Raw genomic sequence first — 22,571 nt, 5'->3', positions numbered from 1 at the left:
CGGCTCCGAGCAGGACGTTCGGATCCGAGACGAGGGACCGTAAACCGCGACGTGCTATACGAAAACGGCCCGGACGTCCGACGGGCACGGTCAGATTGGATGGCCGCCACTGGCCCGGGATGCGACGTCTCCCCGGCGTGGTGGGTTGATATCGCGGCCCCGGCTCTCGATCTACGGCCGGCCGCGAGTCGACGCGCCACCGACCGGAACAGCGGCCACTGGGCGGGGGGACGTGGAACAGCCATAACCGTCCAGAGCCCCTCCCGGTAGAGGACTACCCATGGATATCTCAGAGATCCTCTCGCCGAAGTTCACCGAATTCGACGTCGGCACACCGCTCTCGAAGGTCGCCGGGGCGTTCGAGAACCAGGAACTCGACGCCGTCGTCGTAACGGACGGCGACGAGTATCGGGGCGTCGTCAGCCGTCGACAGTTGGCGTCCTCTTCAAACCAGCCCTCGGCGAAGGTCGGCTCGCAGGCACAGCACGTCCCGACCGTCGACCGCACCGAGGACGTCCGCGAGGTCGCGCGGCTCATGCTCGGCAGTGACGCCAAAACGCTCCCCGTTCTCGACGCCGACGACCGTGTCGCGGGCGTGGTTACCGCGGACGCAGTCCTCGGGGCCGTCCGTCCGTTCCTCGACGCCGTGACCGTCGACGACGCGTACACGACGGACCTGATCAGCGTGGCCCCCGAAACCACGGTCGGGAAGGCACTCAACACGCTCCGGGAGGGGCGCATCGCACACCTCCCGGTCGTCGACGACGGCGACCTCGTGGGGATGGTGAGCCTCTACGACGTCATCGAGTTCACGACCCGGAGCGGCAGCAGGAGCCAGGGTGGATCGGCCGGCGACGCTGGCCACGGTGGTGGCGGACGGGGCGGACGCGGTGGTGGCGGTGCCCGCGAGGGGGACTCCGATCGGATGCTCGATCTGCCGGTTCGGAACCTGATGTCCGACACGGTCGTGACGGTCCGACGGAGTGCACCGCTCGACGAGGTCGTCGGGACGATGTTCGAGCGGGAGCTGTCCTCGCTCGTCGTCACGGCGGACGGGACGGACGAGCCGGTGGGTATCGTCACGAAGACCGACGTCATCGAGGCGCTCACCTGGGAGCGCGACGACCGGAACGCCGTGCAGGTGTTCGGCCTCGACCTGCTGGAGGGGATGGACTACGACGACGTCTCGGCGCTGATCGAGGACGTGACCTCGAAGTACGGCGAGATGAGCGTCATCAAGGCCAGTATCGAGCTACAGGAGCACAGGGAACGAAACCGGGGAGTGCCGCTGGTGCTGGCACGGGTTCGGCTGGTCACCGACCGCGGCTACTTCACCGCCGACGGGGAGGGCTACGGTGCCGCTCACGCGCTCCGTCTCGCCGCGAACGCGGTCGAGCGCCAGCTCCTCAAGGGGAAGACCTACGATCAGTCGAAGAAGCGCTCGGCCACCGAGGACCGGGAGCGCGAACAGCTCTACGGCTGGTGGCTCGGAGGCTGATACGATCCTGCGAACCACCGGTCGGTGATCTTCGGGCGTCGGTGCTTCGAGACCGGCGATAGGTGGCGCGAACCCCCGAAGCGAGACCGAGCACGCACGACCGTACGAACCCCTAACCGCGTCCCCCATCAGCGGTGCACGATGTTCGATCGGCATCGCGACGTCGAGCGTGTGTCGGGACCGACGAACGACGGGACCCTCTCGAACGGGGTCGGGGATCTACGACCGCGTTCCGGCGAGGAACTCGTCGAGCTCCTCCCCGACGAGCGTCGCGACGCGCTCGCTGTAGTTCCAGAGCGCCGCGTTGAGCCGCTCTTCGGTCTGGTCGTCGAGGCCGTCCCCGCCCCGGAGGACGGAGTCCCTGGTGATCTGTGGATGGTACACGCAGACGACGCCGATCGAACTGTCCGAGCCCGCGGTGCCTGCCGTGTGGATCCCGTACTCATCGGTCCCCCAGACACCGTCGCCGCCCTGTCGCTCCAGTGCCGAGTCGAGGGCGTCGAGTAGCCGCAGTTCCTCGACGGTGAGGATCGGGTCGGCACCTTCGAACAGTTCCGTGTACGCCTCCATCCGGGCCCCGTTCACCCACTCCTCCAGGTGTGACTGCGCCCGTACCACGAGCTGTCGTTCGTCGGAAAGTTCGTCCATGCGTCCACGAGGGGGGCCGGACCAATCAACGTTCGCACGGCACCGTGGTCTACGAGGACGGCAGCCACGCGACCCGGACCGCTACGACGTCGTCCCCCTCACCGTGCCGTCCCGGCGTCCGGTCGGGGACGCTCTCGGGCCGGTCGCGTGACTAGCCGGGGATACGGGCGTGGACAGGGACACCGGAACGGAGTTGCTCTGCGTCGGTGCGGGTCGCCGACGTGGGAAGGCGGAGCGGCAACGGGCACGGGCACGAAGAACGGTACACGAACCCCTACAGCGGCCACGGGGCGTACAGCACGAGCGCCACGAACGCCGCGATCCAGACCACCTTCAGCGCCGTGTTTACGGCTACGACCTTCGATCCGAACTCCGCCCCCCAGATGCCGTACTGGAAGGGGATCGAGCGTTTGAACGTCGAGACGGCGAACGAGACGATCCCCCCGATGAGCATCGTCGCCACGGCCGTACGGGTAGTGAACACCCCCTGTTCGACCAGCGGGGCGAGGACGAGCGAGCCGTTGGTCGTATCGAGCGTGTAGACGGCGATCACGGGCACCGCCGCCGCGGGGAGGCCCGTCAGTTCGGCCAGCGGGTCGGCCGCGGCGGTGACCTCGGTCAGGTCGTAGTAGGTGGTGAGGAGCGTCACGGCGACGTAGATCACGACGAGTCGGGGGACGATCTCGCGGGTCTTGGCGAGGCCCTTCTCGACGGACTCCCGGAGTTTCTCGCGGGCCGTCCCGTCGTCGCGGCCGGCCGGCTCGGGCGTAGCGCCGTCGTCGGCCCGAGCGCCGCCGTCGGTTTCGGTCGTCGGAGCGGCCCCGCGGTCGACGTTCCGGTCGGAGAGGAGCACCGCCCCGGCGAGGAGCCCGGTGAGCGTGATCGCCAGCGACACCCCGGCGCGCGCGCCGACGTACGCCAGCCCCACCTCGAGGCCGAGTATCGGGATCAGCACGGGCGCGTAGAACGTGAAGATGTGCTGGACGAACCCGAAGAACGTGTTTATCGTCACCGCGACGAGCGTCGCGCGGTCGTCGAGCACGCCGGACTCCCGGAACTCGGCGAGCATCCCGTAGCCGGCCGTCGTGGAGGCGGCAGTGGTGAGGATGGCCGAACCCACCTCCTCGGGGAGGTTCGCCGGGCGGGTGAGGTAGCGCGAGAGGACGGCGATACGCTCGACGAGGCCGAACGCGACGAGCAGGTTCGCGAAGCTCACCCCGACCGCGATGAACAGCGTGATCTTCCCCACGCGCAGGAGCACCTCCCACAGCAGCGCGGGCAGGGCGGGAGCGGGAGACGCCATACCGTATCGAGGAGTCCGCTCGAATAGGTGTGTTTCGCTCGCGGTACTCCGAGTCCCCGGATGCTCCGGGACGACTCGCCGGCGCGGACGGTTCGGTGGGGTAGCGTAGCGGCGGGCCGACCCGATCGGATCAGTGCGAGGCGACGCCGGCCCCGCCCTCGGTTTCGGTCTCGGCCTCGACGTCCGCCCCGGCGTTGGAGGCGGCGACCGCCCGGTCGCGCTCGTCGCCGAACCAGCCGTACACCATCACGTCACAGGTGCAGTTGTTCTCGTAGCCACAGTCCGGACAGTCCCAGTCCTCGTCGAAGTAGTCCTCGAAGGTGGCGACCTGGCCGCTGGCGTAGTACTCGGCCAGCCGCTGGTTCGCGGGGTTGTCCCGGAGCCAGATGAAGGCAACTACTGGGGGTGACTCGAACAGTGGAGCGATCGCCTTGGCGGTGAGCTGGGTCCCGATCCCGCGCGAGCGCTGGTCGGGGTCGACGGCGACCACCTTGAAGAACGAGAGCGGGAAGTCCTCGCGGGTGAGCGGCGTCTCGGCCAGCACGCGCTCGACCGGGACGGAGACCTCCCCCTCGAACTCCTCGTACTCGAACTCGCCGGTCAGGGTGAACCCGTCGACCGTCCAGTCGGTCCGGCCGAGCTCACCGACCTCGGTCAGTTCGACCACGCCGGGCACGCCGTCGGCCGCCTCGCGGTGGACGAACAGGTGCTTCGCGGGGTCGCGGACGTACGGGACGAAGTAGTCGGGACCGGTGATGTAGACCGGACTCGTCGTCTCGGCGCTCAGTTCGACGAGCTGCGTGTCGACGCGGGTCATGCGCTCAGCGATTGAACTGACCGGAACATATATTATTTGGCTGTTGACATTATTTAGTGACGCGATAATTTTATGGCCCCTATTAGGCCCCCACGGGCACTCAGAGCATAGAATCCAGAATAGAGCCAGCACTCAGATTTCGTAAAGGTACGAAGAGTTATGCTGTCGTATCGATCCACCGGCCGACACGACGAAGCGGGCGACGTCGGACCGACGGCGACCCCGGATCGGGGGATCGCTCACCGTCTGCCGTGAACCATTCGAAGAGACCCCACCCAGGGAACGAGTGTCCCCCCGGATCCGCTCCGAGGGTATCAGTCGTCGCGATCGAGTCCCGGGGTCACCGAGTCACTAGCGGTGGAGGAACGGTCGCCCTCGACGAGCGTCTCCGCGTCCGTGACGGTGAAGCGTAGACCGGCCTCGCCGGGGGTGGCGGCGACCTCCCAGCGGTGGACCCCGGCCAGCGTCCGGGCGACGGTCAGCCCGAGTCCCGTGACGTCGTAGGCGCTCATCCGGCCGTGTTCGAGCAGCATCTCGCAGTCCTCGAGCGGGAGTTCGCCGGCGTCGTCCTCGACGACGAATCCCTCGTCGGTGACGGTGATCCGGACGGTGACGGGCCCGCCGGCGCGGTCCGACGCGGATCGGAGGACGGTTCGCATGAGGAGTTCGAGCCGCGAGGGTTCGGCCCATACGTACCCGGGGCGCTCGACGACGAGCGAGATGCGGTCGTAGCCGACGGCGTCGATGGCCGACCGCGCCGCCGAGACCAGATCCACCGGCTCGACGCTCTGGACCGTCTTGCCCTCGCGCATCACGCGGAGGAAGTCGGCGATGATGTCGTCCATCCGGTCGGCCTCGGTGTCGAGGCGGGTGAGACACCGCTCGACGAGGTCGGCATCGTAGCGGGAGTCGCCGACCCCGGCGGTCCGGAGGTGCGAGTCGAGCACGTCGAGAAAGCCGGAGATGGCCCCAAGTGGGTTCCGGAGGTTGTGTGCGGCCGAGACGGCGAACTCGTCGAGCTGCTCGTTCTGCCGGTCGAGCTCCCGGCGGGACTCGACCACGTCGGTCACGTCGCGGAAGACCAGCGTGTGGCCGATGAGGTGCGGCCCCGACAGGATCGGGGAGGCCGAGACCGTGTAGTGACTCGTCTCGCGGCCGTCCGGGGCTCCGACGCGGACGGTCTGCCGGTCGGGGTCGTCGAGCGAAATCGACGTCGCGAGATCGGGCACGGCGACCTCGAACGGCTCGTGGGCGATCTCACACGCCGAGCCGTCGTCGGTGAACGCCTCGACGAACGCGGGGTTCATGTCCACGATACGGCGGTTCTTGTCGAGCGTCACGATGGGGTCGCGGATGGCCGAGACGACGTGCTGGCGGGCGACGGGCGTCACCGAGAAGAGGTTGAAGTGGATGGCCGAGGCGACGCCGACGCTGAACACCACCCCACCCAGGGACATGTACATCGGGTTGTACCGAAGGGGGAGATCGACGACGTAGGGGAGCGCGTTGGCACCCGCGAGGGCGGCCACGCCGACGAGGAGCGCGCCGACGGCCCGCGAGAGGAACCGGGTCGACCGGAGCAGCCGCACGAGCACCCCGGCCCCGGCGAGCACTGGGACGTACGCCAGGGTCGCGATCAGGTAGTGTCCCGGTCCCTTCACCACCTCGTAGTGGGGGAACGGGTCGGGCGAGAACACGAACGCCCGGAAGACGAACCCGTGGACCGGGTTCGTCGCCGGGAGGACGACCGCGGTCGCGACGAACGCGGCCAGCACGGCCCGCGGGACCGGCCGATCGAGGACGGACCGGTTGGCGTACTCGGTGGCGAAGACGAGCCAGAGGGCGGCCACCGCGGCCACCAGCGCCAGCTCGACCGCCGCCGCCGCCTCGACGACCGCCCTCGACCCGGCGAACAGGACGTGGGTGGCACTGACGACGCCGAGCAGTCCGACGAGGGCGAAGACGTAGGCGAACGAACGGATCCCCCGCGCGTCGTACCGACGGGGGACCCAGACGGCGAGACCGAGGCTCACCACACCCGACGCGAGGAGGGGGAGCGCGTAGGTGAGCTGCTCGGTGTGCACGCCGGAGGGGTACGACAGGCCGCCTAATGAACGGGGTAACGAAATCGAACGTCGAAGCCGACGGCCACCGGAGCCCCCCGGGACGGATGGGCCGGGGAGAGCGGACTCGTCGGCGGGCTGGCGAGGGACTAAGCCGGGGGCGCTCGTAACCGACGCCGATGAGCGAACTCCCGAGGGACCTCGCGTCAGCCCCCGGACCCGGGGTGCTCCCCGAGGCCCCCGACGCGACGGTGGCGTACACGGACTTCCGACGGGACGAATCGGGGGATGGGGCCGCCCCGTGGACGCGGGGCGTCTCCGTGACCGCCGCGTGGCTCGACGGCTACGGCCGGGTCGAACTCGTCGAGCTCGACAGCTGGGCGACCACGGGTGGACGACCGTTCCTCGCGGCCGTCGAGGCGTGGGAACGGGTCTCGGATCACGACCACGTCGCGCCGGTCGTCGGCGCGGGGAAGCGACCCCGGCCGTGGGTGGCGACGGTCGGCGACTCGACGCTCGCCGACCGGGGACGGACGGAACTCGCTCACACCCTCTGGGTCGGGGTCTGTCTCGCCGGCGCGCTCGGCTACGCCCACGACGAGGGCGTGGTCCACGGGGCCGTCACCCCCGGTCGGGTCCGACTCCACCCCACGCCCGGGTGGGCGTTCCCCCGACTCGACGGGTTCGGGCTCGCCCGCCTCCTGCACGAGGGGAGCGACGCGACGATCCGCGACCCCCCCGAGCGGCTCGCCCTGCGGGGCGGTCTCGGACGGGCGACGGACGTCTACGGCCTCGCGCTGACGCTCTACGAGGCGCTGACGGGCGACCTCCCGTACGTGACCGACGCCGATCCGAGTGAGGCCGTGCTCGGGGCCGCACCCATCCCCCCGAGCACGGTCGAGCCGGCGCTTCCGGCGGCCGTCGACGACCTGCTGCTCCCCGCGCTGGCGAAGAACCCGGCCGACCGGCCCGACCTCGACTCGTTCCGCGACGACCTCCTCTCGCTGCTGGCGGCCGAGACCGGCGAGGGCGACTCGTCGGGGCCCGCGGACCCGGCGGTCGACCCGTCGTTCCCCTTCCTCGACGGCGACCGGGCGGACTGGCGGACGGCCTGTCCCTCCTGCGGACGGTCGGTGACGAACACGCTGGCGGCGTTCCGGGCGCACTGGCGCGACGCTGGACGGTGTGACGGCCCGCCCGAGCGCCCGCCGACGCGGGCGACCCACTCGTCCGAGGAGTGGGCGCGGATCGTCGAGAGCGTGGCGGAGACGCCCGACGCCACCGCCGGGAGCGGGAACGGGAACCCGAACCACCCGCTGTGGAGCGCACTCGCGGAGGGACGGGTCGTCGAGGTGGGGAGCGTGCCGGTCGCCAGTCTCGATGGGACCTACCCCTGGCTCTCCTACCCTCGGCGGGGCTGGCGGGTCCCCTGCCCGGCCTGCGGGTCGACCGTCTTCAACGACGAGACGGCGATGAAGGCCCACTGGTCCGACGCCCCCAACTGTCCGGGGCCGCCGGACGACTTCGAGACGGCCTGAGGACCGGGAGCCGAGAACGGGGGTTCTAACTGAGCCGGAGCCCGAGAGCGGGTATGCGGAACGCCCTCCAGCGATTCGCCCTCGGACTGTACGTCCTGTGGCTCGTCGCCGTCGTGCTCCTGATGCTCGGTCGGTACACCGAACTCCCGCTCCTCCCCGGCACCCACGCCGGGGTCGTCCTCGGCGCGTCGGTCTTCGTCGTCATCGGCGCGGGCAAACTCGTCAGGAACGGCTACCGCCGACTCGCCGGGTGAACGACGCCCGGCGAAGCTCCCGCGTCGATCCGTCGTGCTCAACAGCTCCCCGTCCCCGACGGGCGCCGCGGCACCGAGAGGGTGAGTGGGTCGAGCCCGGAGGCGCGGTAGACGACGTTTCTCGAGAGCAGCCACGATCGGTATTCGGTGGTCGAGACCGTTCCGGGCGGGGCGGGGTAGAGGTGAGCACCGGTGGTCGTCCACGAGTGCTGTGAGAGCGTCGGACAGGTCGGGGGGCTCCCGCCGGCGAGCCACGACCGCGTGGGGTCGACCCGGGCCCGGCCCCGGGAGGTGAACCCCCCGTCGGGCGGGGCCGGGCCGCTCAGGTAGTGGGTGTCGACCCGCGAGAGAGTGTGGTCGGTCGCGTACTGCCCGTCGACGCGGCCGGTGGCGAACGTCGCCGCCCCGAACTCCGATTCGAGGGTCGTGCTCGGGTAGGTCCCCGTATCGAGGTTGACGTACCCCAGCGGGACGGTCACGGCGACCGAGAGGAGGAACACGGCGGCGACGACGGCACCGAGCCGCCGTCGGCTCCTCGGACTGCCGGCCCGGGCGACGAGCCCCGCCGCACCCGCCCCCGCGAGGACGAACACCGGGACGTGGGCGAACGACTGTATCCGGACCACGGCGTCGAAGAATTCGGGGGTGAGCGAGGCCGTCAGCGTGTAGTAGGACAGGGCGGCGGGCGCGGCGAACAGCGCCAGGACGGCCGGACCGGCCCCCCGTCTGACGCCCGGGAGGCCGACCGCGGCGAGCGCGATCGGGACGAGGAGCGCGCCGACGCCGATGAGGACCGGCGACAGCGTGGCGATCGTCCCCGGGAACAGCGGGACGACGGCGTTGAGGGCGACGACGAGGACGCCGAGGCCGACCGGCGCGAGGAAGGCCGCCCGCTGGCCCCTCGACGTCGCGTCCCTGGTCCAGACCACGCCGACCACGAGGAGGACGACCCAGGCGAGGAACAGCCCGAGGTAGGGGTCGAAGAGGTCGCTGTAGGAGGTGACGAGCCCGAACCGCCGGACGAAAGCGAAGTAGCCGAACACGTGAACCCACGCGAGGGCGGCCAGCACGCCCGCACGGACGAGCCTCGCTCCCGACGACCGGACGGCGTGGAGCGCGACGAGCCCCGAGAGGGTGAGCAGCCCGACCAGCGAGCTCAGGTTGTGCAGCGGCGGGAGGAATGCCAGCAGGAGAGCCCCGACGCCGGCCCACGCCCGCCGGCCGCCGTCGAGCCAGCGGTGTGCGGCCAGCGCGAGCAGGGGGACGAGCAGCAGGCCGACCGCCTCCTCGTCGGGGACGCCGGTCCGCCGGAGGAACAGGCCGTCGAGCGCGAGGCCGAACCCGACGAGCGCGACGGCCAGGCCCACGCGCCGTGTGGGCCACGTCGAGGGCGCGAGTTCGCGGACGAGGGCGATGCCGGCGAGCACCGTGACCGCGCCCACGAACGCGATGAGCGGCTGTGCGAGGTAGAGTGGGTCGACGCCGGTGACCGCGCTCGCCGTCGCCAGCGTAGTGGTAAAGCCGAGTTCGTCGGCCGCGAGCACGCCCGCGTCCCACGGGAGCGACCCGGTCTCGAGCGTCGCCCGGGCGAGACCGGCGTAGTTGAACCCGTCGAGCGTCGCCGGGAGGGGGCTCCAGAGCAGGGGAGCCGCGCGTGCCGTTACGGCGACGGCGAAGGCGGTGAGGACGAGGAGCGCGTCGCCGGTGCGGTCAGTCACCCTCGCTCACCCCCGTCGGGTCCGGGCCGCCGGTCCGCTCCTCGAGGAGGTCGGCCGGCGAGGCCAGCAGGAGCGCCACCGTCGCCAGCCCCGCGCCGAGGACGGTGAGGGCGACGCCCCCGAGGATCGTCCCGACGAGCGCGAGCGGGCCGAGCGTCGGTGGAAGTCCCACGCCGAACGCCGCGAGGTAGCCGAGTCGGGCGAGGACGAGCAGGCCGGCCTGCGCGAGGACGACCGCGAGGACGCTCGCGACCGCGCCGACGAGCGCGGCGTCCCGGGCAACGAGCGCGAGCACGTCACGAGGGCGGGCACCCGTCGCCCGGTGGATCCCGACGGTGCGGCGGCGGGCGTGGACCGCGCCCGCGAACGTGGCGGTCGTCCCGCCGACGGTCATCAGCGCGGCGAGGCCGAGCAGCGCCCCGACCACGATCCGGAGGTTGCCGAAGGCCACTTCGATTGCCTGCCCGACGCCCGTCGTCCCCGTCCGGCCGCCGGCGGCGAGCGCCGAGAGCACCCGCTCGTCGCCGGTTACCTGATACCGGCGCTCGGCGACGACCGAGCCGTTCAGCGACGCGGTCACCGTGTACGAGCCCGGCGGGCGGGTGGCGAGGTCGGCCCCGACGCTCGCCGACCCGCCGGGTGCGAGCCGGACCGACTGTCGGCGCTCGGTTCCCGGCCCCTCGATCGCGACGGTGCGGACGAGCGTCCGGTTCCACGGGTTCGACAGCGAGAGCCGCGCCGCCGGCACCGCGAGCACGCTCGGGGAGGGCGGGTCGACCACCAGCGTGACCGTCGGGTCCCGTGGGACCCCCTCGGCGACGGTCACCCGCGTTTCGGTGGTGCGATCGCCGGCCGTCACGCGGACCGTCCGGGTGCCCGTCTCCGAGAGGGGGACACGGACGAGGCCGTCCTCGCCGGTCGTCCGGGCACGGCTGTCCCCGCCCTCCGTGGCGTTCGCGCCGACGACGGTCACGCTCGCGCCGGCGACGGGGAAACCGGACGCGTTGGTCACCCGGAGCAGCGGCTCGCTCCCCGGCGGGGCGCGGCCGGGGAGCCCCGTCACCTCGAGGGCGTCCTCGCGGAGGACCTCGACGGTCGCGGTCCGGTTGCCCGCCCGTACCGTCCCGGTCCCGGGGTTGCCGGTGCCGAACTGGAAGACGAGCGTCCGCGTTCGGGTTCGCGGGACGGTGATCCTCGTGCTGCGTTCCTGGCCGCGGAAGCGCACGACGAGGTCGCGGACCTCGTCCTCGAACCCGGGGTTGCGGACGCTCACGCGGACGCGGAACGTGCCGTTGGCGACGACCCTCGACGGCGCGGAGATCCCGACGACCTCGCTGCTGGCCCCGCCGCTCGGCCCGGCGGCGGGGAGTCGCTCGGCGCGGACGAACTGGACCAGTCCCGACTCCTGCTCGGCGAGGTGTCTGGCCGTCGCGAGCGGGACGAGCACCTGGTCGTCGTAGGGTCCCGGGGCCTCGAACACGCCGACGACCTCGACCCGCGTGAGCGCCGAGCGCGTGCTGCCCCCGAGCGTGAGCGTGTCGCCCACCTCGATACCGAGCGCCCGTGCGAGGTCGCGGCCGACGGTCGCCTCGCCCGCCGCCGCGTGGGGCCGACCCCGGACGAGGCTGGCGTCGGTCACGTTGGCGAACGGGCCGAACGTCGCGCCCCTGGCCGGGACGGGCCGTCCGTCGACGACCTCGAACAGCAGTATCTCCGCGCTGGCGTCGATGCCGCGAGCGCGGAGCGCGTCGGCGTACCCCTGGGGGACGTTGCTCGCGACGGGGTGGGCCGCCCCCGGCTCGGAGATCGTCACGCCGTCGGCGCTCACGACCGGGGCGGCGGTCCCCGCGAGGCCGGCCACGACGACGACGAACGCGACGAACGCCGACAGCGTGGCCGTCGTCGGGACGAGCGCGCGCCAGCGGAGCAGCGAGGGCCGCCAGGGGAGCGCGTCCGAGAGCCGGGCGGCGAGCGTCGATTCGCCCGACGAGGGCGGCGAGACGTCGTCGGTGAGCCGTCCCGGCGGGGTACGGACGGCCGGCCGGATCGCCGCGACCCCGGCGACGATCCCGACGAGGAGGAGCGTGCCGTAGAGCGGCACGAGGACGTCGACCGCGCGGGCGGAGACCCGCACGGAGAGGGTCGTCGGGAGGCCGACCGCGACGGCGGCGGTGACGGCCCCGCTCGCGACCACCACGCCGACGGCGTACCCCAGGGCGACGCCGAGGCCGGTGAGCAGCAGCGCACGGAGCGCGAACACCCCGAGTACGGTCCGGGGCGTCGCGCCCGTCGCCCGGACGATGCGGATGGTGGGGAGGCGGTCGCGGACGCTCATCCGCGAGACGCTGAAGACGGTGACGCCGACGAGCAGCGCGGCCCCGCCGGCGACGGCCGCGAGCGCCCGGAGCGCCTGCTCGGTCCCGCGGAGGAAGAAGGCGAGCGCGCCGAGCAGGGGAACGCCCGCCCTCGACTCCGCACCCTCGCGGACGACGAACGCGCCGGTCGCGCCGACCGACTCGACGGTCCCGGGGTCGGTGACGAACCACGACGGCGGGAGGACGCTCCCCCGGAGGTCGCGCGGCTCGACCGTCCGCTCGACCGCCCCCGCCGAACCCTCGAAGGTGACCTCGGTCGGGACCGAGAGCTCCCCGCTCGTGGTGCCGTCACCGGGCCGGAACGGGCGTTCGGCACCCACGTCCACACCTGTGGGAACGCCGACCAGCGTGGCGGGATCGCCGTCGACGGTCACCTCGGCGACGGGGAGGACGACCTCCCCCGGGCCGGCCGCCGCCCGCGCGTCGGCCGGGTCGCCGTGGAATGTCGCCGAGCCCGAGGAACCGTAGTCGGTAGCGGCGACGGCGATCTGTCCGCCGGCCGCGAGCAGCAAAAGCGTCGCCCCGGTGAGGAAGGCGACGGTGACGGCGACGACGAGGACGGCGAGGCGGTCCCGGCGGGACCACCGCACGAGGAGCGCACGGCGGTAGCTCACGGGGGACACCTCCGTCTTCCGTCCGTCGGCGAGCGCGTCCGCGAGTGTGGTGCGTCGGTCATCGTCTGAGGTGTGCGAGCGGCGAGATCCGGCTCACGCGCCAGCCGGCGACGGTCGACCCGCCGATCCCGACGACGGCCGCGAGGACGAGCGCGCCGGCGAGCAGCCACGACGGCGTGGCGACCAGATCCGAGAAACCCGCGAGATCGGCGACGACGCGGTTGAGGAGCGTGGTCGCGGGAATCGCGAGCGCGAGACCGAGCGCCCCGCCGAGCAGCCCCACCACGAGCCCCTGCGAGAGGACGGCGACGGCGAGCAGCCTGCCCGAGACGCCGGCGGCCTTCAGCGCCGCGAACCGCTCGCGCTGCTGGGCGACGAGCAGCGCGAGCACGTTCGTCACGAGCGCGACCCCGGCGACCACGGCGAGGGCGACGAGCGTCGCGGCCGCGGCCAGCACCGGCCCCTGGTCGCCGATGACCGCCCCGACCTGCTCGTCGTTCGTCCGGACCGAAAAGCGGGGGAACGCCCGCTCGATCCGCCGCTCGACGACCGCCGGGTCGGCCCCCTCGGTGAGCGAGACGGCGAGGATCGCCGCCCGGTCGTTTCCGGTTCCCCCCGAGACCTCCTGGAGTTCGCTCAGGTGGAGCGCCACGGTGGGCGTACCCAGAAACCGCGAGAAGGTGTTCGAGACCCCCACGACCTCGAACTCGTTCTCGCGGGCGGCGGCGAGCGTCCCGCCGACGTGGAGGGTGTCGCCCGGTTCGAGGCCGTAGCGCTCGGCCAGTCGCGGCCCGACGATCACCTCGTGGGTCATCGGCCCCTCGTAGGTCCCGTTGGCGTAGTGGACGTCGCCGCTCGAGAAGCTCCGACCCCGCTGGACGACGATAGTGTCGCCACTACCCGTCCCGCCGACGCCGACGACGGTATCGAAATTCGCCCCATCGGGGCTGACGTAGACGGCCTGGAACGCGAGCGCCTGCACCTCCGCGACGCCCTCGACGCCCTCCATCTCCGCGGCCACCGCGTGGGCGTCCTCGACGGGGTTCTCGACGCCGCCGACCGCGCCGGGGGCGAACGCGACCGGCCCGGCCGTCGCCCAGAGGTCGCGGTCGAGCCAGTCGATGGCCTGCCCGCCGGTCGTCGTCAGACCGTATCCCAGGCCAGCGAGCAGGACGACCAGGAGAACCGCGAGGGCGACGCCGGCGACGGCGAGCGCCGCACGGCCGCGCCGGTACCGGAGCCCCGAGAGCCCGACGCCGACCGCGCCGCGGAGTCGTTCGAGCATCAGGAGTCCTCCAGCCGTTCCAGCACGTTCGTTCGGCCGCCGAGCACGAGCAGGTACGGTACCGCCAGTACCGCGACGAGCAGCGCCACCCCGACCCCGTACGCGCCGATGGCGGGATGGAGTCGGGCGACGATCCCGCCGTCGTACAGCCGGGTGGAGACGAGGTTCGCCAGCCCCACCCCCGCCAGCCAGAGGACGATCCCCGCGAGACCGCCGGCGAGCGTCACCGTCAGCCCCTGTGCGGCGACCAGTAGCAATCGGCTCCGGCCCGAGATCCCGACGGCCGCCATCACGGCCCGCTCCGGGGCGTCGGCGAGCAACTCGAACCCGAGCGCCGTGGCGACGACGAGCGCGCCGACGACGACGCCGACGATCAGCCCCGCGACCGAGACCGCCAGCGGGAGCTGTGAGTCCATCGCCCGCTGGCGTATCAGGCCGCCCTGGGTGAGCACCTCCGAGTTCGGGTAGACCCCTTCGAGCCGCTCGTGGACGTCCGCGCCGGGCGTCGCCCGGACGAGGATCTGGTCGGCGCTGTCGGTTTCGGCGGCACCCGTCACCCACTGGAGCTCGGAGAGGTGGACGAGGGCCACGGGGAGCTGGCCGACGCCCGACGACGTGGGTTCGACGACGCGGGTGACCCTGACGCCGCCCGCGGCCGCCACGCGCCCGCCGCCGAGCCCGATGGGGTCCCCCTCGGAGACGTTCAGGACCTGCGCGGCGCTGGTCGAGAGGACGGCCTCGCCGGTCCAGGTCCCGTCGTAGCTCCCGTTCGCGTAGAACGGATCGCCGGGTGCCAGCGGATCGGCCGGGAGCCCGGCGACCGTCGTCCCCTGGTGGGCGACGACGCCGACCACGAGGACGTAGGGAGCGTCCTCCTCGGCCTCGATGCGGGTCAGCGTGTAGAGGACCGGCGTGGCGCGCTCGACGCCGTCGAACCCCTCGATGCGCTCGGCCGTCGGGTGGGCCTGGCCGAGGCGCTGGCCCTCGACGGCGGTGACGGCGCTCGACGCCGACCCGCCGGGGACGATCCAGTAGGCCGCGTCGGTGCCGGCGACGGCCGGGCCGGAGACGAGCGCGAGGGCGACGCTGGCGACGACGAGCGTCGTGGCGACCGCGACGGCGACGCCCAGCACCGTCAGCGCGGTCTGTCGGGAGCCGCCGCGGCCGGCCGAGGAGAGCGACCGCCGAACGGCGAGACCGACGACACCCAGCCACCGGGCGCGGCGCGACCCGCCCGCTGCGGTGCCCGCCGATCCGGCGTTCGGGTCCCCCCGGTCGGCGTCGTCGTCATTCATCGCCGTCGACCCGCCTCCCGTCGAGCAGTGCGAGGTGGCGGTCGGCCCGCTCGCCGACGGCGGGATCGTGCGAGGCGACGACGACCGCCCGGTCCTCGGCCACCTCGCCGAGCAGGTCCAGGACGACCCGTCCGGTCGCGGAGTCGAGTTCGCCCGTCGGCTCGTCGGCCACGAGGAGGTCGGGATCGTTGACGAGCGCGCGGGCGACGGCGACGCGCTGCTGTTCGCCCCCCGAGAGCTCGCCGGGGCGGTGGTCGACCCGGTCGCCCAGGCCCACACGGGAGAGGAGGTCCTCGGCCCGTTGATGGCGCTCGCGCTTCGGGACGCCGCGCTCGACCAGCGGGAGCGCCACGTTCGACCGCGCCGACAGCGAGGGCAGGAGGTGGAACCGCTGGAAGACGATGCCCACGTGATCGAGCCGGAGCCGGGTCAGCCGGCGCTCGGAGACCGCCGCCGTGTCGGTCCCAGCGAGGAGGACGCGACCCGACGATGGAGTGTCGAGCGCCGCGAGCAAATGTAACAGCGTGGACTTGCCGCTCCCGCTCGGCCCCGTGATCGCGAGGAACGTCCCCGGGTCGACCGAGAGCGAGACGCCGTCGAGCGCGACGACGCGGGTCCCCCCGTCGCGTCCGCGCCGGTACTCGCGACTCACCGATTCACAGACCACCGCGGGTTCGGACTCGCCCGCCTCCCCGGGCGGCGGGGCGGGGGACCGAGTGGAGGGCGACCGGTCGGACATGTGCGTTGCTACCGGGGGTTTCACCGAGCGGTTCATAAAAGAATCGCGTCAGCCGAGGCGGGACGGCGGGTTCTCGCGGAGGACGTACACCGCGACCCCGACCCCGTACAGTAGCAGGAGCGCCATCCCCAGGGCCACGACGGTCTCGGTCTCCGTCGCGGGCCCCGGCCCTCCTGCGGGCGCCTCGACCGACTCTCCCGGGTCGGACCCCATCGCCTCGTCACCGGCCGGTGTGGCGGTCGCCGGGGCCGTTCCCGGGTTCGCGGGGCTCGGCGTGGGGGTCGGCGTCCCGGTTTCGGTGGGGACCGGGGTGGCGGTGGCGGCCTCGGTGACGGTGAGCGAGCCGAGCGAACGGTTCGCGGCGGTGAGCTCGTAGGTCCCCGGCGTCCCGATCGTCGTCCGGAGGAAGACCGTCCGCCGCGAGGAGGCGGGGACGCGAACGGTGTCCTCCGCGACCGTCTCCCCGTCCGCCTCGATCGAGAGATCGATCGGCCCACCCGCGGGGTCGGGGTTGAACAGATCGAAGCGGACGACGACGGGCTCCTCGGTCGTCACCGTCCCGTTCAGCAGCTCCGTCGCCTCGACCTCGACCTCGCCGGGGATCCCGCCGACCTGGCCGCCGCCACCGCCACCGCCATCGTCGTCGTCATCGTCCTCGGGTGTCGCCGTGGGCGTCGGCGTCTCGGCGGGTTCCGTGAGTTCGACGGTTCCGGTGTCTGAACTCGTCGCCCGACCCTGGCGGGCGAGGTAGACGTACCGGTAGGTGCCGGTCGAGAAGTTCCGGAACGTCTCGGCCTCGATCGCCGTGCTGGAATCGGAGGAGGTCCGGACGATGACCGAGCCGTTCAGGAGCGTCGCTCCGCTCGCGGTCGTCCGACTCGCCCCCGTCGTGTCGTACAGCCGCGTCCCCAGCCCGAGGACCGGCGAGGGGTCGACCCGCCCGGAGTCGTCGGTGACGGGCACGTCGACGCCGAGCGCGGAGAACCCGACGGCCGCCCGGTAGAAGCCGTTGAGATCCTCCACCGAGGACCTGACGGTGACGTCGCCCTCGGGGTCGAACTCCCCGGCGAGCACGTCCGCGGCCGTCGCGTCGACGCTGACGGTCATCGAGGCGTTCCGGAACCGCGACTCGTCGTAGAGGAGGACGGCGTGTTCGGTCGAGCTACTCCCGAGGTTCGAGGAGAGCTCCAGCGGGACGTCGCTGCCCGCCGGGAGACCGGCGTCGCTCGCGTTCGTGTCGTTCACCGCCGCGTCCGCACCCGTCGACCGGACGGCCACGGTCTCGAAGCCGAGGACCGTCACGCCACCGTCGACGCGGACCTCCTCCCGCGGCGTCCCCTCCTCGAGACCGGAGCCGAACTCCCGCTCGACGAGGACGAACGTGTACGTGCCGGCGGCGGGCGGCTCGAACGATTCGCTCACCTGGCCGTCGCCGTCGAGCGTCCCCCAGTCGGTTCGCACCTCCGCCGACTCGGCGTCGCTCCGGAGGATCGTCTCGCCCTCCCGGTGGTCGAACCCGAACTCGAACGACGGGGCCGCCGAGCCGGGGTCACGGAGGACGATCAGCTGCATCTCGTTGCCGGCGAACGCGCCCGTGTCGGTCGATCCGGCCCCGAACTGCAGGTCGAACGACTCGCCCGCCTCGTAGATGGTGACGTTCCGCCGGTCGCCCGGGACGGGCCCGTCGGTCCCCTCCAGTTCGTAGGAGACGTTCAGGTTCCCGACGTTCGTCGCCGCGTCCGCGGGGTCCGGTCGGAGCGAGAGCGGCGCGAGGTCCCAGGCGCAGAACGACTGGAGTTCGCCGAGCCCGATCGACACCTCGTACAGCTCGAACGGGCCGTCGACGACGCTCCGGACGCCCGGGGCCGGGCAGGTCCCCTTCCCGAGCCACGGGTCGAAGCGGACGGCGGAGGAGACCGCGTCGCCGTCGCCGTCGGCGGAGGTGTCCGTGACGGGATCGGCGACACCCGTCGGGGTGCTCGGTCCGGAGTCGACCCCCCAGTAGTTGAGCCACGCCGCCAGGACGCCGTCGCCCTCGTTCCGGACGCCGAAGCCGTTGCCGCGGATCACGTTGCGCGTCACCCGCACGCCGTCCACGTCGGTGTCGTCCCCGACGAGCACCCCCTCGTCGGTCGAGTCGGAGACGAGGTTCTGGCGGACGGCGACGTCCTCTGTGTTCGATCGCGGGCTGCCCTCGTCGATCTCGACGCCGACCGTGTTGTCCGTGATGCGGTTCCGGAACGCGGTCGCGTTGCTGAGGACGGCGTCGTCGTTCGAGACGGACACGCCGACCTCGTGTGACGCGACCGAGGAGTTCTCCAGGGTGACGTCGCGTATCTCCCCCGCCTGGGCGGAGACGCTGACCCCCTCACCGGAACCCGGCCCCTCGACGGTCAGGCCCTCCAGTACCACGCTCCTGACCCTCGCGGTGCCGTCGAGCGTCGACACTCCGACACCCCGCTCGGCGCTGTCGACGACGGTCGAGCCCTCGACCGTCACGTTGGCGAGCACGGATCCACTCCCGGACGCGGACAGGTCGACGCCGCGGTCCGTTCCCGCGACGTCGAGATCGGAGAGTGCGAGTCCCGAGAGCGTTGCACCCTCGGAGACCCCCGCTCGAAGCCCGTCGGTCAGGTTCCGAACCGTCACGTCCCGGAGGGCCACGTCCGGGACCTCCTCGCCCCCGGCGGCGAGGACCTCGACGCCCGTCGAACCGTTCGTCACGTCCAGCCCACTGATCGTCGCGTCGCCCGAGTTCCGGAGGGTCACGGCCGACTCGCCGACCCGCTCGAACGTCGAGTCGGCGACCGTCACGTCGGCAGAGGACTGGACCGAGACGCCGGCCGAGACGTCGGTCGCACTCAGCCCACTCACCGTCGCGCCGTCCGCGTCCTCGAGGTCCACCGCCCGGCCGGTGAGGTTCCGGAACGTGCTCGACTCGACGCTCACGCCGGGGGAGTCCTCGACCCGGACGCCCACGGCGCTCTCGTTGACGGTGATATTCCTGAGGGTCGTCCCCTCCGTACCCGATAGCTCGACCGCTCGCTCATCGATACCCTCGAACGACGCGTCGGCCACCGTGACGTCCGTCGCGCCGCGGGCGAACACGCCGACCCCGGCGTTCCGGACCGGGAGCCCCCTGACGACGGCCCCGTTCGCGTCCACCTCGACGAAGACGGCCGGACCGGGCGCTCCCTCCAGGTCGACGACCCCGCCGGCACCGACGACGGTGAGCTGCTCGTTCACGACGAACGCCGAGTAGGTGCCGTCACAGACTCGAACGGTGTCGCCCTCGCTAGCGTTGACGACGGCCGTCTGGATCTCCTGGTATCTCGTCGCGTTCGCCGACCCGGGGGCGCAGAACTCGTCGCCCTCCGCGGCGCTCCCGTCGTCGACGTAGAGCGTGGTCCCCGCCTGACCGGCGCTCGCGACGCCGGCCACACCCACCACGCCGGCGGCACCCGTCCCCACCACCACGAACGCGGCGAGGAGCGCCGCGAGCACCCCTCGCCACGAGGCGACCGTATCCATGCGATGTTCTGCGAGTTTCTATCACGGTTAGAAAGTGTTTTTGGTAGTCGGGGCCGCGAGCGGCAGTGGTTCCTGCCACGGACCGTCCGTGGAGGTGGGGGTCCTACCGGGGCGAGTGCCGTTCGAGAGGGGCGGTCGGCCGGACTACTGGGGGAGGAGGTAGACCGCGACACCGACCGCGGCCAGCAGCCCGAGCACCAGGACGAACCCGACGAGGAGTTCGGTCCCGGTCGGCCCGCCCGGACCCGCCGGGGGGGTCGTCGGGGTGACGCCGTCGGTCGGCGTCACGTCCACCGTGTCAGTCACCTCGGGCGTGTCGCCCGGCGTGGGCGTGACCCCATCCTCTGGGGTCCGCGTCGGCGTCTCGGCCGCCTCGGTGACGGTGACCGTCCCGAGCTCCTCGCCGTTCAGCGCGATGTCGTACTCGCCCGGCGAGTCGAGCGTGGCCCGGACGTAGACGGTCCGCTCGCTGGAGGCGGCGACGGAGACGGTCCGCTCGGCGACGACATCCCCGTCGGCGGTGAGTTCCAGCGAGATGCGCCCGCTCGCGGGGTCGACGTTGGCGAGGTCGACCCGGACGACGACCTCCTCGTCGGTCGTCACCGACTCGTTCAGCAGTTCCGACGTCTCGATGTCCACGTCACCGCCCGCGCCGACGCCACCGCCGCCACCGCCCCCGCCGCCGGCACCACCGTCCCCACCGTCGCCACCGTCACCGCCCGGCGTGGCCGTCGGGGTCGGCGTGGGCGTCGGGGTAGTGAGGTCGACGGTCCCGGTGTCGGAGCTGACCTCCGATCCCCGCTGGGAGACGTAGACGTAGCGGTAGGAGCCGGTCGAGAAGTTCCGGAAGGTCGGGACGTCGACCGTGGTGTCGGAGTCACCCTGGACCACGACGACCGACCCGTTGAGCAGCGTCGCGTCGTCCGTCGTCGTGACCGTCGCCTGGTCGGAGAGCCCGAACTCGCTCGTGGCCGAGTCGATGAACGGCGAGGGATCGACCCGCCCGGAGCGGTTCTGTGCGGTCACCTCGAACCCGAGGGCCGAGACCCCGACGTCCGCCAGGACGAAGCCGTTGAGCGAGCGGATCGAGTGCTCGACCGTGACCTCGCCCGAGGAGAGGTCGCCGGTGAGCGAGTCGGAGAGGTTCCCGTCGACGGCGATGGTCGCGGTCGAGTCGGCGAACCGCGTGTCGTTGTAGAGGACGACGGTGTGGTTCGTCCGCCCGTCGCGGAGCTCCGAGTCGAGCAGGAAGGTGACGTTCGATCCGGCGGGGTAGCTCGGCTCGGTCGTGTCCGCGGAGGCCTCCTCGTTCTGGACCGGGACGGACTCGACGCCGATGACGGTGACCCCGCCGTCGACGCGGATCTCGTCGGCGTCGTCGACCGACACGCCGGATCCGAAGTCGTTCCGCACGAGGACGAACGTGTAGTCGCCCGACGAGGGAGGCGTGAACGAGTGGTTCAGTTCGCCGTCGGCGTCGAGCGCGGGCGTGTCGACGACCCGGACCGAGGCGGCGTCGACGCTGAGCTGTCCCTCGCCCGTGCTGTTGTCGAGCCCGACCTCGAAGTCGGTGCTCGCCTCCTCGCCGCGCACGACGAGTAGCTGCGTCTCGGCGTCGGCGAACCGCGAGACGTCCGCGCCGGTGGTCGACTCGAACTGGAGGTCGAACGCCTCGCCCTGCTGGTAGACCGAGAGCCGCGGGCGGTTGATCGGGACGTCACCGGCCCCGGCGGTCCGGACGAACGCCTGGAGGTTCCGGACGCTCGTGGCCGCGTCGTCGTCGTCCGCGCGGAGCGGCAGCGCCGCCCGCTCCCAGAGACAGACCGGCTGGAGCTGCGAGAGCTGGACCTCCTCCTCGAAGAACTCGAAGCTGCGATCGGTGACGCTCTGCAGCTGCGGATCCGCACAGGCGGCCGCTCCGATCCACGGGTCGAAACGGACGTTCTCCGAGACGTTGTCCCCGCTCCCGTCGGCCGGCTCCCCGGTGACCGGATCGGTGACGGTCGCGCCGAGACTCCCCGGCCCGGAGTCGTCGCCCCAGTGGTTCAGCCACGCGGTCAGGTTCCCCCCGCTGTTCTCGTTCTGTACCCCGTAGGGGTCGTTGTCCCGGAAGAAGTTCCGGGTCACGCGGACCCCCGTGGGATCGGTCGCGCTCGTGGTGCGGACGCCGGCCGTCGTGGCGTTGGCGACGAGGTTCTGCCGGACGCCGACGTCGGACACCGGAGCGGAGCTTTCCCCCTCGATCAGCACGCCCGTCGCGCTCCCGTTGACGACGTTCCGGTAGACGTTCACGTCCGACAGCTCCGCGTCGTCGGCGGTCGAGACGAGGACGCCCGTCGAGACGCCGTCGAGCGCGACGTCCCGGACGGTGACGTTCGAGACCGTCGCGGTCCCGGACGCCGAGACGGCGACCCCGGTCTCGCTGTCGTTCGCCACGAGGTCACGGACCACCGTGTCGCCGGCGTTCGAGAGGCTCACGACCGTGGCGAAGTCGGTCGCGTTGAACCCCTCGACGACCGATCCCGCGGCGGACGCTTCGACCGTGATGGCCGTCGAACCGGCAGTGAGCGTGTCACCGGCGAGCACGACGTCCGAGCCGTCGTTGGCCACGAGCCGCAGCTCCTCGTCTATCGTCACCGTCTCGTTGTACGTGCCGTCACAGACGACGACCGTGTCGCCAGCCGTGGCGTTGTCGACCGCGTTCTGGATGGTGGTGTACGGGGTCGTCGGACACGCCGGATCGTCCGGACCGGCATCGACGTAGATGACGGAGGCCTGTGCTCCCGCGACGCCCGCCGCACCGGAAACACCGATCACGAGGAGGAGGAGGAGGAGGATCGCGACCGTCGCGATCGCGCCTCCACCCGGGGGAGTGCTGTCCATGGAACATTCT

General features: G+C 72.1%; 14 protein-coding genes. 3 read left to right on the top strand and 11 right to left on the bottom strand.

All coding sequences use genetic code 11. From position 1 onward, the window contains the following. Positions 1 to 280 precede the first annotated feature (280 nt). Positions 281 to 1,498, top strand: a complete 1,218-nt coding sequence (locus WDJ58_RS05340; RefSeq protein ID WP_338916602.1) for a CBS domain-containing protein — start codon at positions 281 to 283, stop codon at positions 1,496 to 1,498. Positions 1,499 to 1,717: 219 nt separating this feature from the next. On the opposite strand, the gene WDJ58_RS05335 is transcribed toward WDJ58_RS05340, so the two are convergent. The 4 genes from WDJ58_RS05335 to WDJ58_RS05320 all read right to left on the bottom strand — a co-directional run bounded on the left by WDJ58_RS05335 (position 1,718) and on the right by WDJ58_RS05320 (position 6,350). Then, positions 1,718 to 2,146, bottom strand: coding sequence for a DUF7539 family protein (locus WDJ58_RS05335; protein WP_338916601.1), 429 nt, complete (start codon positions 2,144 to 2,146; stop codon positions 1,718 to 1,720). Between the two features lie 274 nt (positions 2,147 to 2,420). Further along, the gene (locus tag WDJ58_RS05330; protein ID WP_338916600.1) at positions 2,421 to 3,449 is read right to left on the bottom strand and encodes a nucleoside recognition protein; all 1,029 of its coding nucleotides are present in this window, start codon (positions 3,447 to 3,449) and stop codon (positions 2,421 to 2,423) included. Positions 3,450 to 3,579: 130 nt separating this feature from the next. Further along, positions 3,580 to 4,266 (bottom strand): GNAT family N-acetyltransferase, encoded by a 687-nt coding sequence (locus tag WDJ58_RS05325; RefSeq protein WP_338916599.1) that lies wholly within the window; start codon positions 4,264 to 4,266, stop codon positions 3,580 to 3,582. Between the two features lie 314 nt (positions 4,267 to 4,580). Next, positions 4,581 to 6,350 (bottom strand): histidine kinase N-terminal 7TM domain-containing protein, encoded by a 1,770-nt coding sequence (locus tag WDJ58_RS05320; RefSeq protein ID WP_338916598.1) that lies wholly within the window; start codon positions 6,348 to 6,350, stop codon positions 4,581 to 4,583. A 158-nt stretch (positions 6,351 to 6,508) separates the two neighbouring features. Between WDJ58_RS05320 and WDJ58_RS05315 the strand changes: the two genes are divergently transcribed. Both WDJ58_RS05315 and WDJ58_RS05310 read left to right on the top strand, forming a co-directional pair. Further along, positions 6,509 to 7,867: a serine/threonine protein kinase gene (locus WDJ58_RS05315; protein WP_338916597.1), complete on the top strand. Its 1,359-nt coding sequence runs from the start codon at positions 6,509 to 6,511 to the stop codon at positions 7,865 to 7,867. 53 nt (positions 7,868 to 7,920) lie between these two features. Continuing rightward, positions 7,921 to 8,121: a hypothetical protein gene (locus WDJ58_RS05310; RefSeq protein WP_338916596.1), complete on the top strand. Its 201-nt coding sequence runs from the start codon at positions 7,921 to 7,923 to the stop codon at positions 8,119 to 8,121. Between the two features lie 38 nt (positions 8,122 to 8,159). Here the strand turns inward: WDJ58_RS05310 and WDJ58_RS05305 are convergent, their stop codons facing one another. The 7 genes from WDJ58_RS05305 to WDJ58_RS05275 form a co-directional block, all read right to left on the bottom strand. Then, positions 8,160 to 9,839 carry a sodium/phosphate symporter gene (locus WDJ58_RS05305; RefSeq protein WP_338916595.1) on the bottom strand — a complete coding sequence of 560 codons (1,680 nt, stop codon included), beginning with the start codon at positions 9,837 to 9,839 and terminating at the stop codon, positions 8,160 to 8,162. Then, the gene (locus WDJ58_RS05300; RefSeq protein WP_338916594.1) at positions 9,832 to 12,828 is read right to left on the bottom strand and encodes an FtsX-like permease family protein; all 2,997 of its coding nucleotides are present in this window, start codon (positions 12,826 to 12,828) and stop codon (positions 9,832 to 9,834) included. Before WDJ58_RS05300 ends, WDJ58_RS05305 begins: the two co-directional genes overlap by 8 nt. A 58-nt stretch (positions 12,829 to 12,886) precedes the next feature. Next, the gene (locus tag WDJ58_RS05295; RefSeq protein WP_338916592.1) at positions 12,887 to 14,113 is read right to left on the bottom strand and encodes an ABC transporter permease; all 1,227 of its coding nucleotides are present in this window, start codon (positions 14,111 to 14,113) and stop codon (positions 12,887 to 12,889) included. Beyond that, positions 14,113 to 15,408 (bottom strand): ABC transporter permease, encoded by a 1,296-nt coding sequence (locus WDJ58_RS05290; RefSeq protein ID WP_338916591.1) that lies wholly within the window; start codon positions 15,406 to 15,408, stop codon positions 14,113 to 14,115. Before WDJ58_RS05290 ends, WDJ58_RS05295 begins: the two co-directional genes overlap by 1 nt. Next, a complete protein-coding gene (locus WDJ58_RS05285) occupies positions 15,401 to 16,147 on the bottom strand; it encodes an ABC transporter ATP-binding protein (RefSeq protein ID WP_380660300.1) in 747 nt (248 codons plus the stop codon). The genes WDJ58_RS05290 and WDJ58_RS05285 overlap by 8 nt, the downstream gene beginning before the upstream one ends. Positions 16,148 to 16,195: 48 nt before the next feature. After that, positions 16,196 to 19,678 carry a right-handed parallel beta-helix repeat-containing protein gene (locus WDJ58_RS05280; RefSeq protein WP_338916589.1) on the bottom strand — a complete coding sequence of 1,161 codons (3,483 nt, stop codon included), beginning with the start codon at positions 19,676 to 19,678 and terminating at the stop codon, positions 16,196 to 16,198. 144 nt (positions 19,679 to 19,822) lie between these two features. Continuing rightward, positions 19,823 to 22,561 (bottom strand): right-handed parallel beta-helix repeat-containing protein, encoded by a 2,739-nt coding sequence (locus WDJ58_RS05275; protein ID WP_338916588.1) that lies wholly within the window; start codon positions 22,559 to 22,561, stop codon positions 19,823 to 19,825. Positions 22,562 to 22,571: the final 10 nt, after the last annotated feature.

It is taken from the genome of Salinirubellus litoreus (assembly GCF_037335815.1).
Classification (GTDB): domain Archaea; phylum Halobacteriota; class Halobacteria; order Halobacteriales; family Haloarculaceae; genus Salinirubellus; species Salinirubellus litoreus.
The sequence above is the reverse complement of the archived record's forward strand: the minus strand, read 5'-3'. Positions and strand labels throughout refer to the sequence as shown.

Coding starts and splice junctions, on each gene's coding strand:
- WDJ58_RS05290 (WP_338916591.1), bottom strand. CDS start 15,408: ATGAATGACGACGACGCCGACCGGGGGGACCCGAACGCCGGATCGGCG.
- WDJ58_RS05295 (WP_338916592.1), bottom strand. CDS start 14,113: ATGCTCGAACGACTCCGCGGCGCGGTCGGCGTCGGGCTCTCGGGGCTC.
- WDJ58_RS05315 (WP_338916597.1), top strand. CDS start 6,509: ATGAGCGAACTCCCGAGGGACCTCGCGTCAGCCCCCGGACCCGGGGTG.
- WDJ58_RS05335 (WP_338916601.1), bottom strand. CDS start 2,146: ATGGACGAACTTTCCGACGAACGACAGCTCGTGGTACGGGCGCAGTCA.
- WDJ58_RS05340 (WP_338916602.1), top strand. CDS start 281: ATGGATATCTCAGAGATCCTCTCGCCGAAGTTCACCGAATTCGACGTC.
- WDJ58_RS05280 (WP_338916589.1), bottom strand. CDS start 19,678: ATGGATACGGTCGCCTCGTGGCGAGGGGTGCTCGCGGCGCTCCTCGCC.
- WDJ58_RS05325 (WP_338916599.1), bottom strand. CDS start 4,266: ATGACCCGCGTCGACACGCAGCTCGTCGAACTGAGCGCCGAGACGACG.
- WDJ58_RS05285 (WP_380660300.1), bottom strand. CDS start 16,147: ATGTCCGACCGGTCGCCCTCCACTCGGTCCCCCGCCCCGCCGCCCGGG.
- WDJ58_RS05330 (WP_338916600.1), bottom strand. CDS start 3,449: ATGGCGTCTCCCGCTCCCGCCCTGCCCGCGCTGCTGTGGGAGGTGCTC.
- WDJ58_RS05275 (WP_338916588.1), bottom strand. CDS start 22,561: ATGGACAGCACTCCCCCGGGTGGAGGCGCGATCGCGACGGTCGCGATC.
- WDJ58_RS05310 (WP_338916596.1), top strand. CDS start 7,921: ATGCGGAACGCCCTCCAGCGATTCGCCCTCGGACTGTACGTCCTGTGG.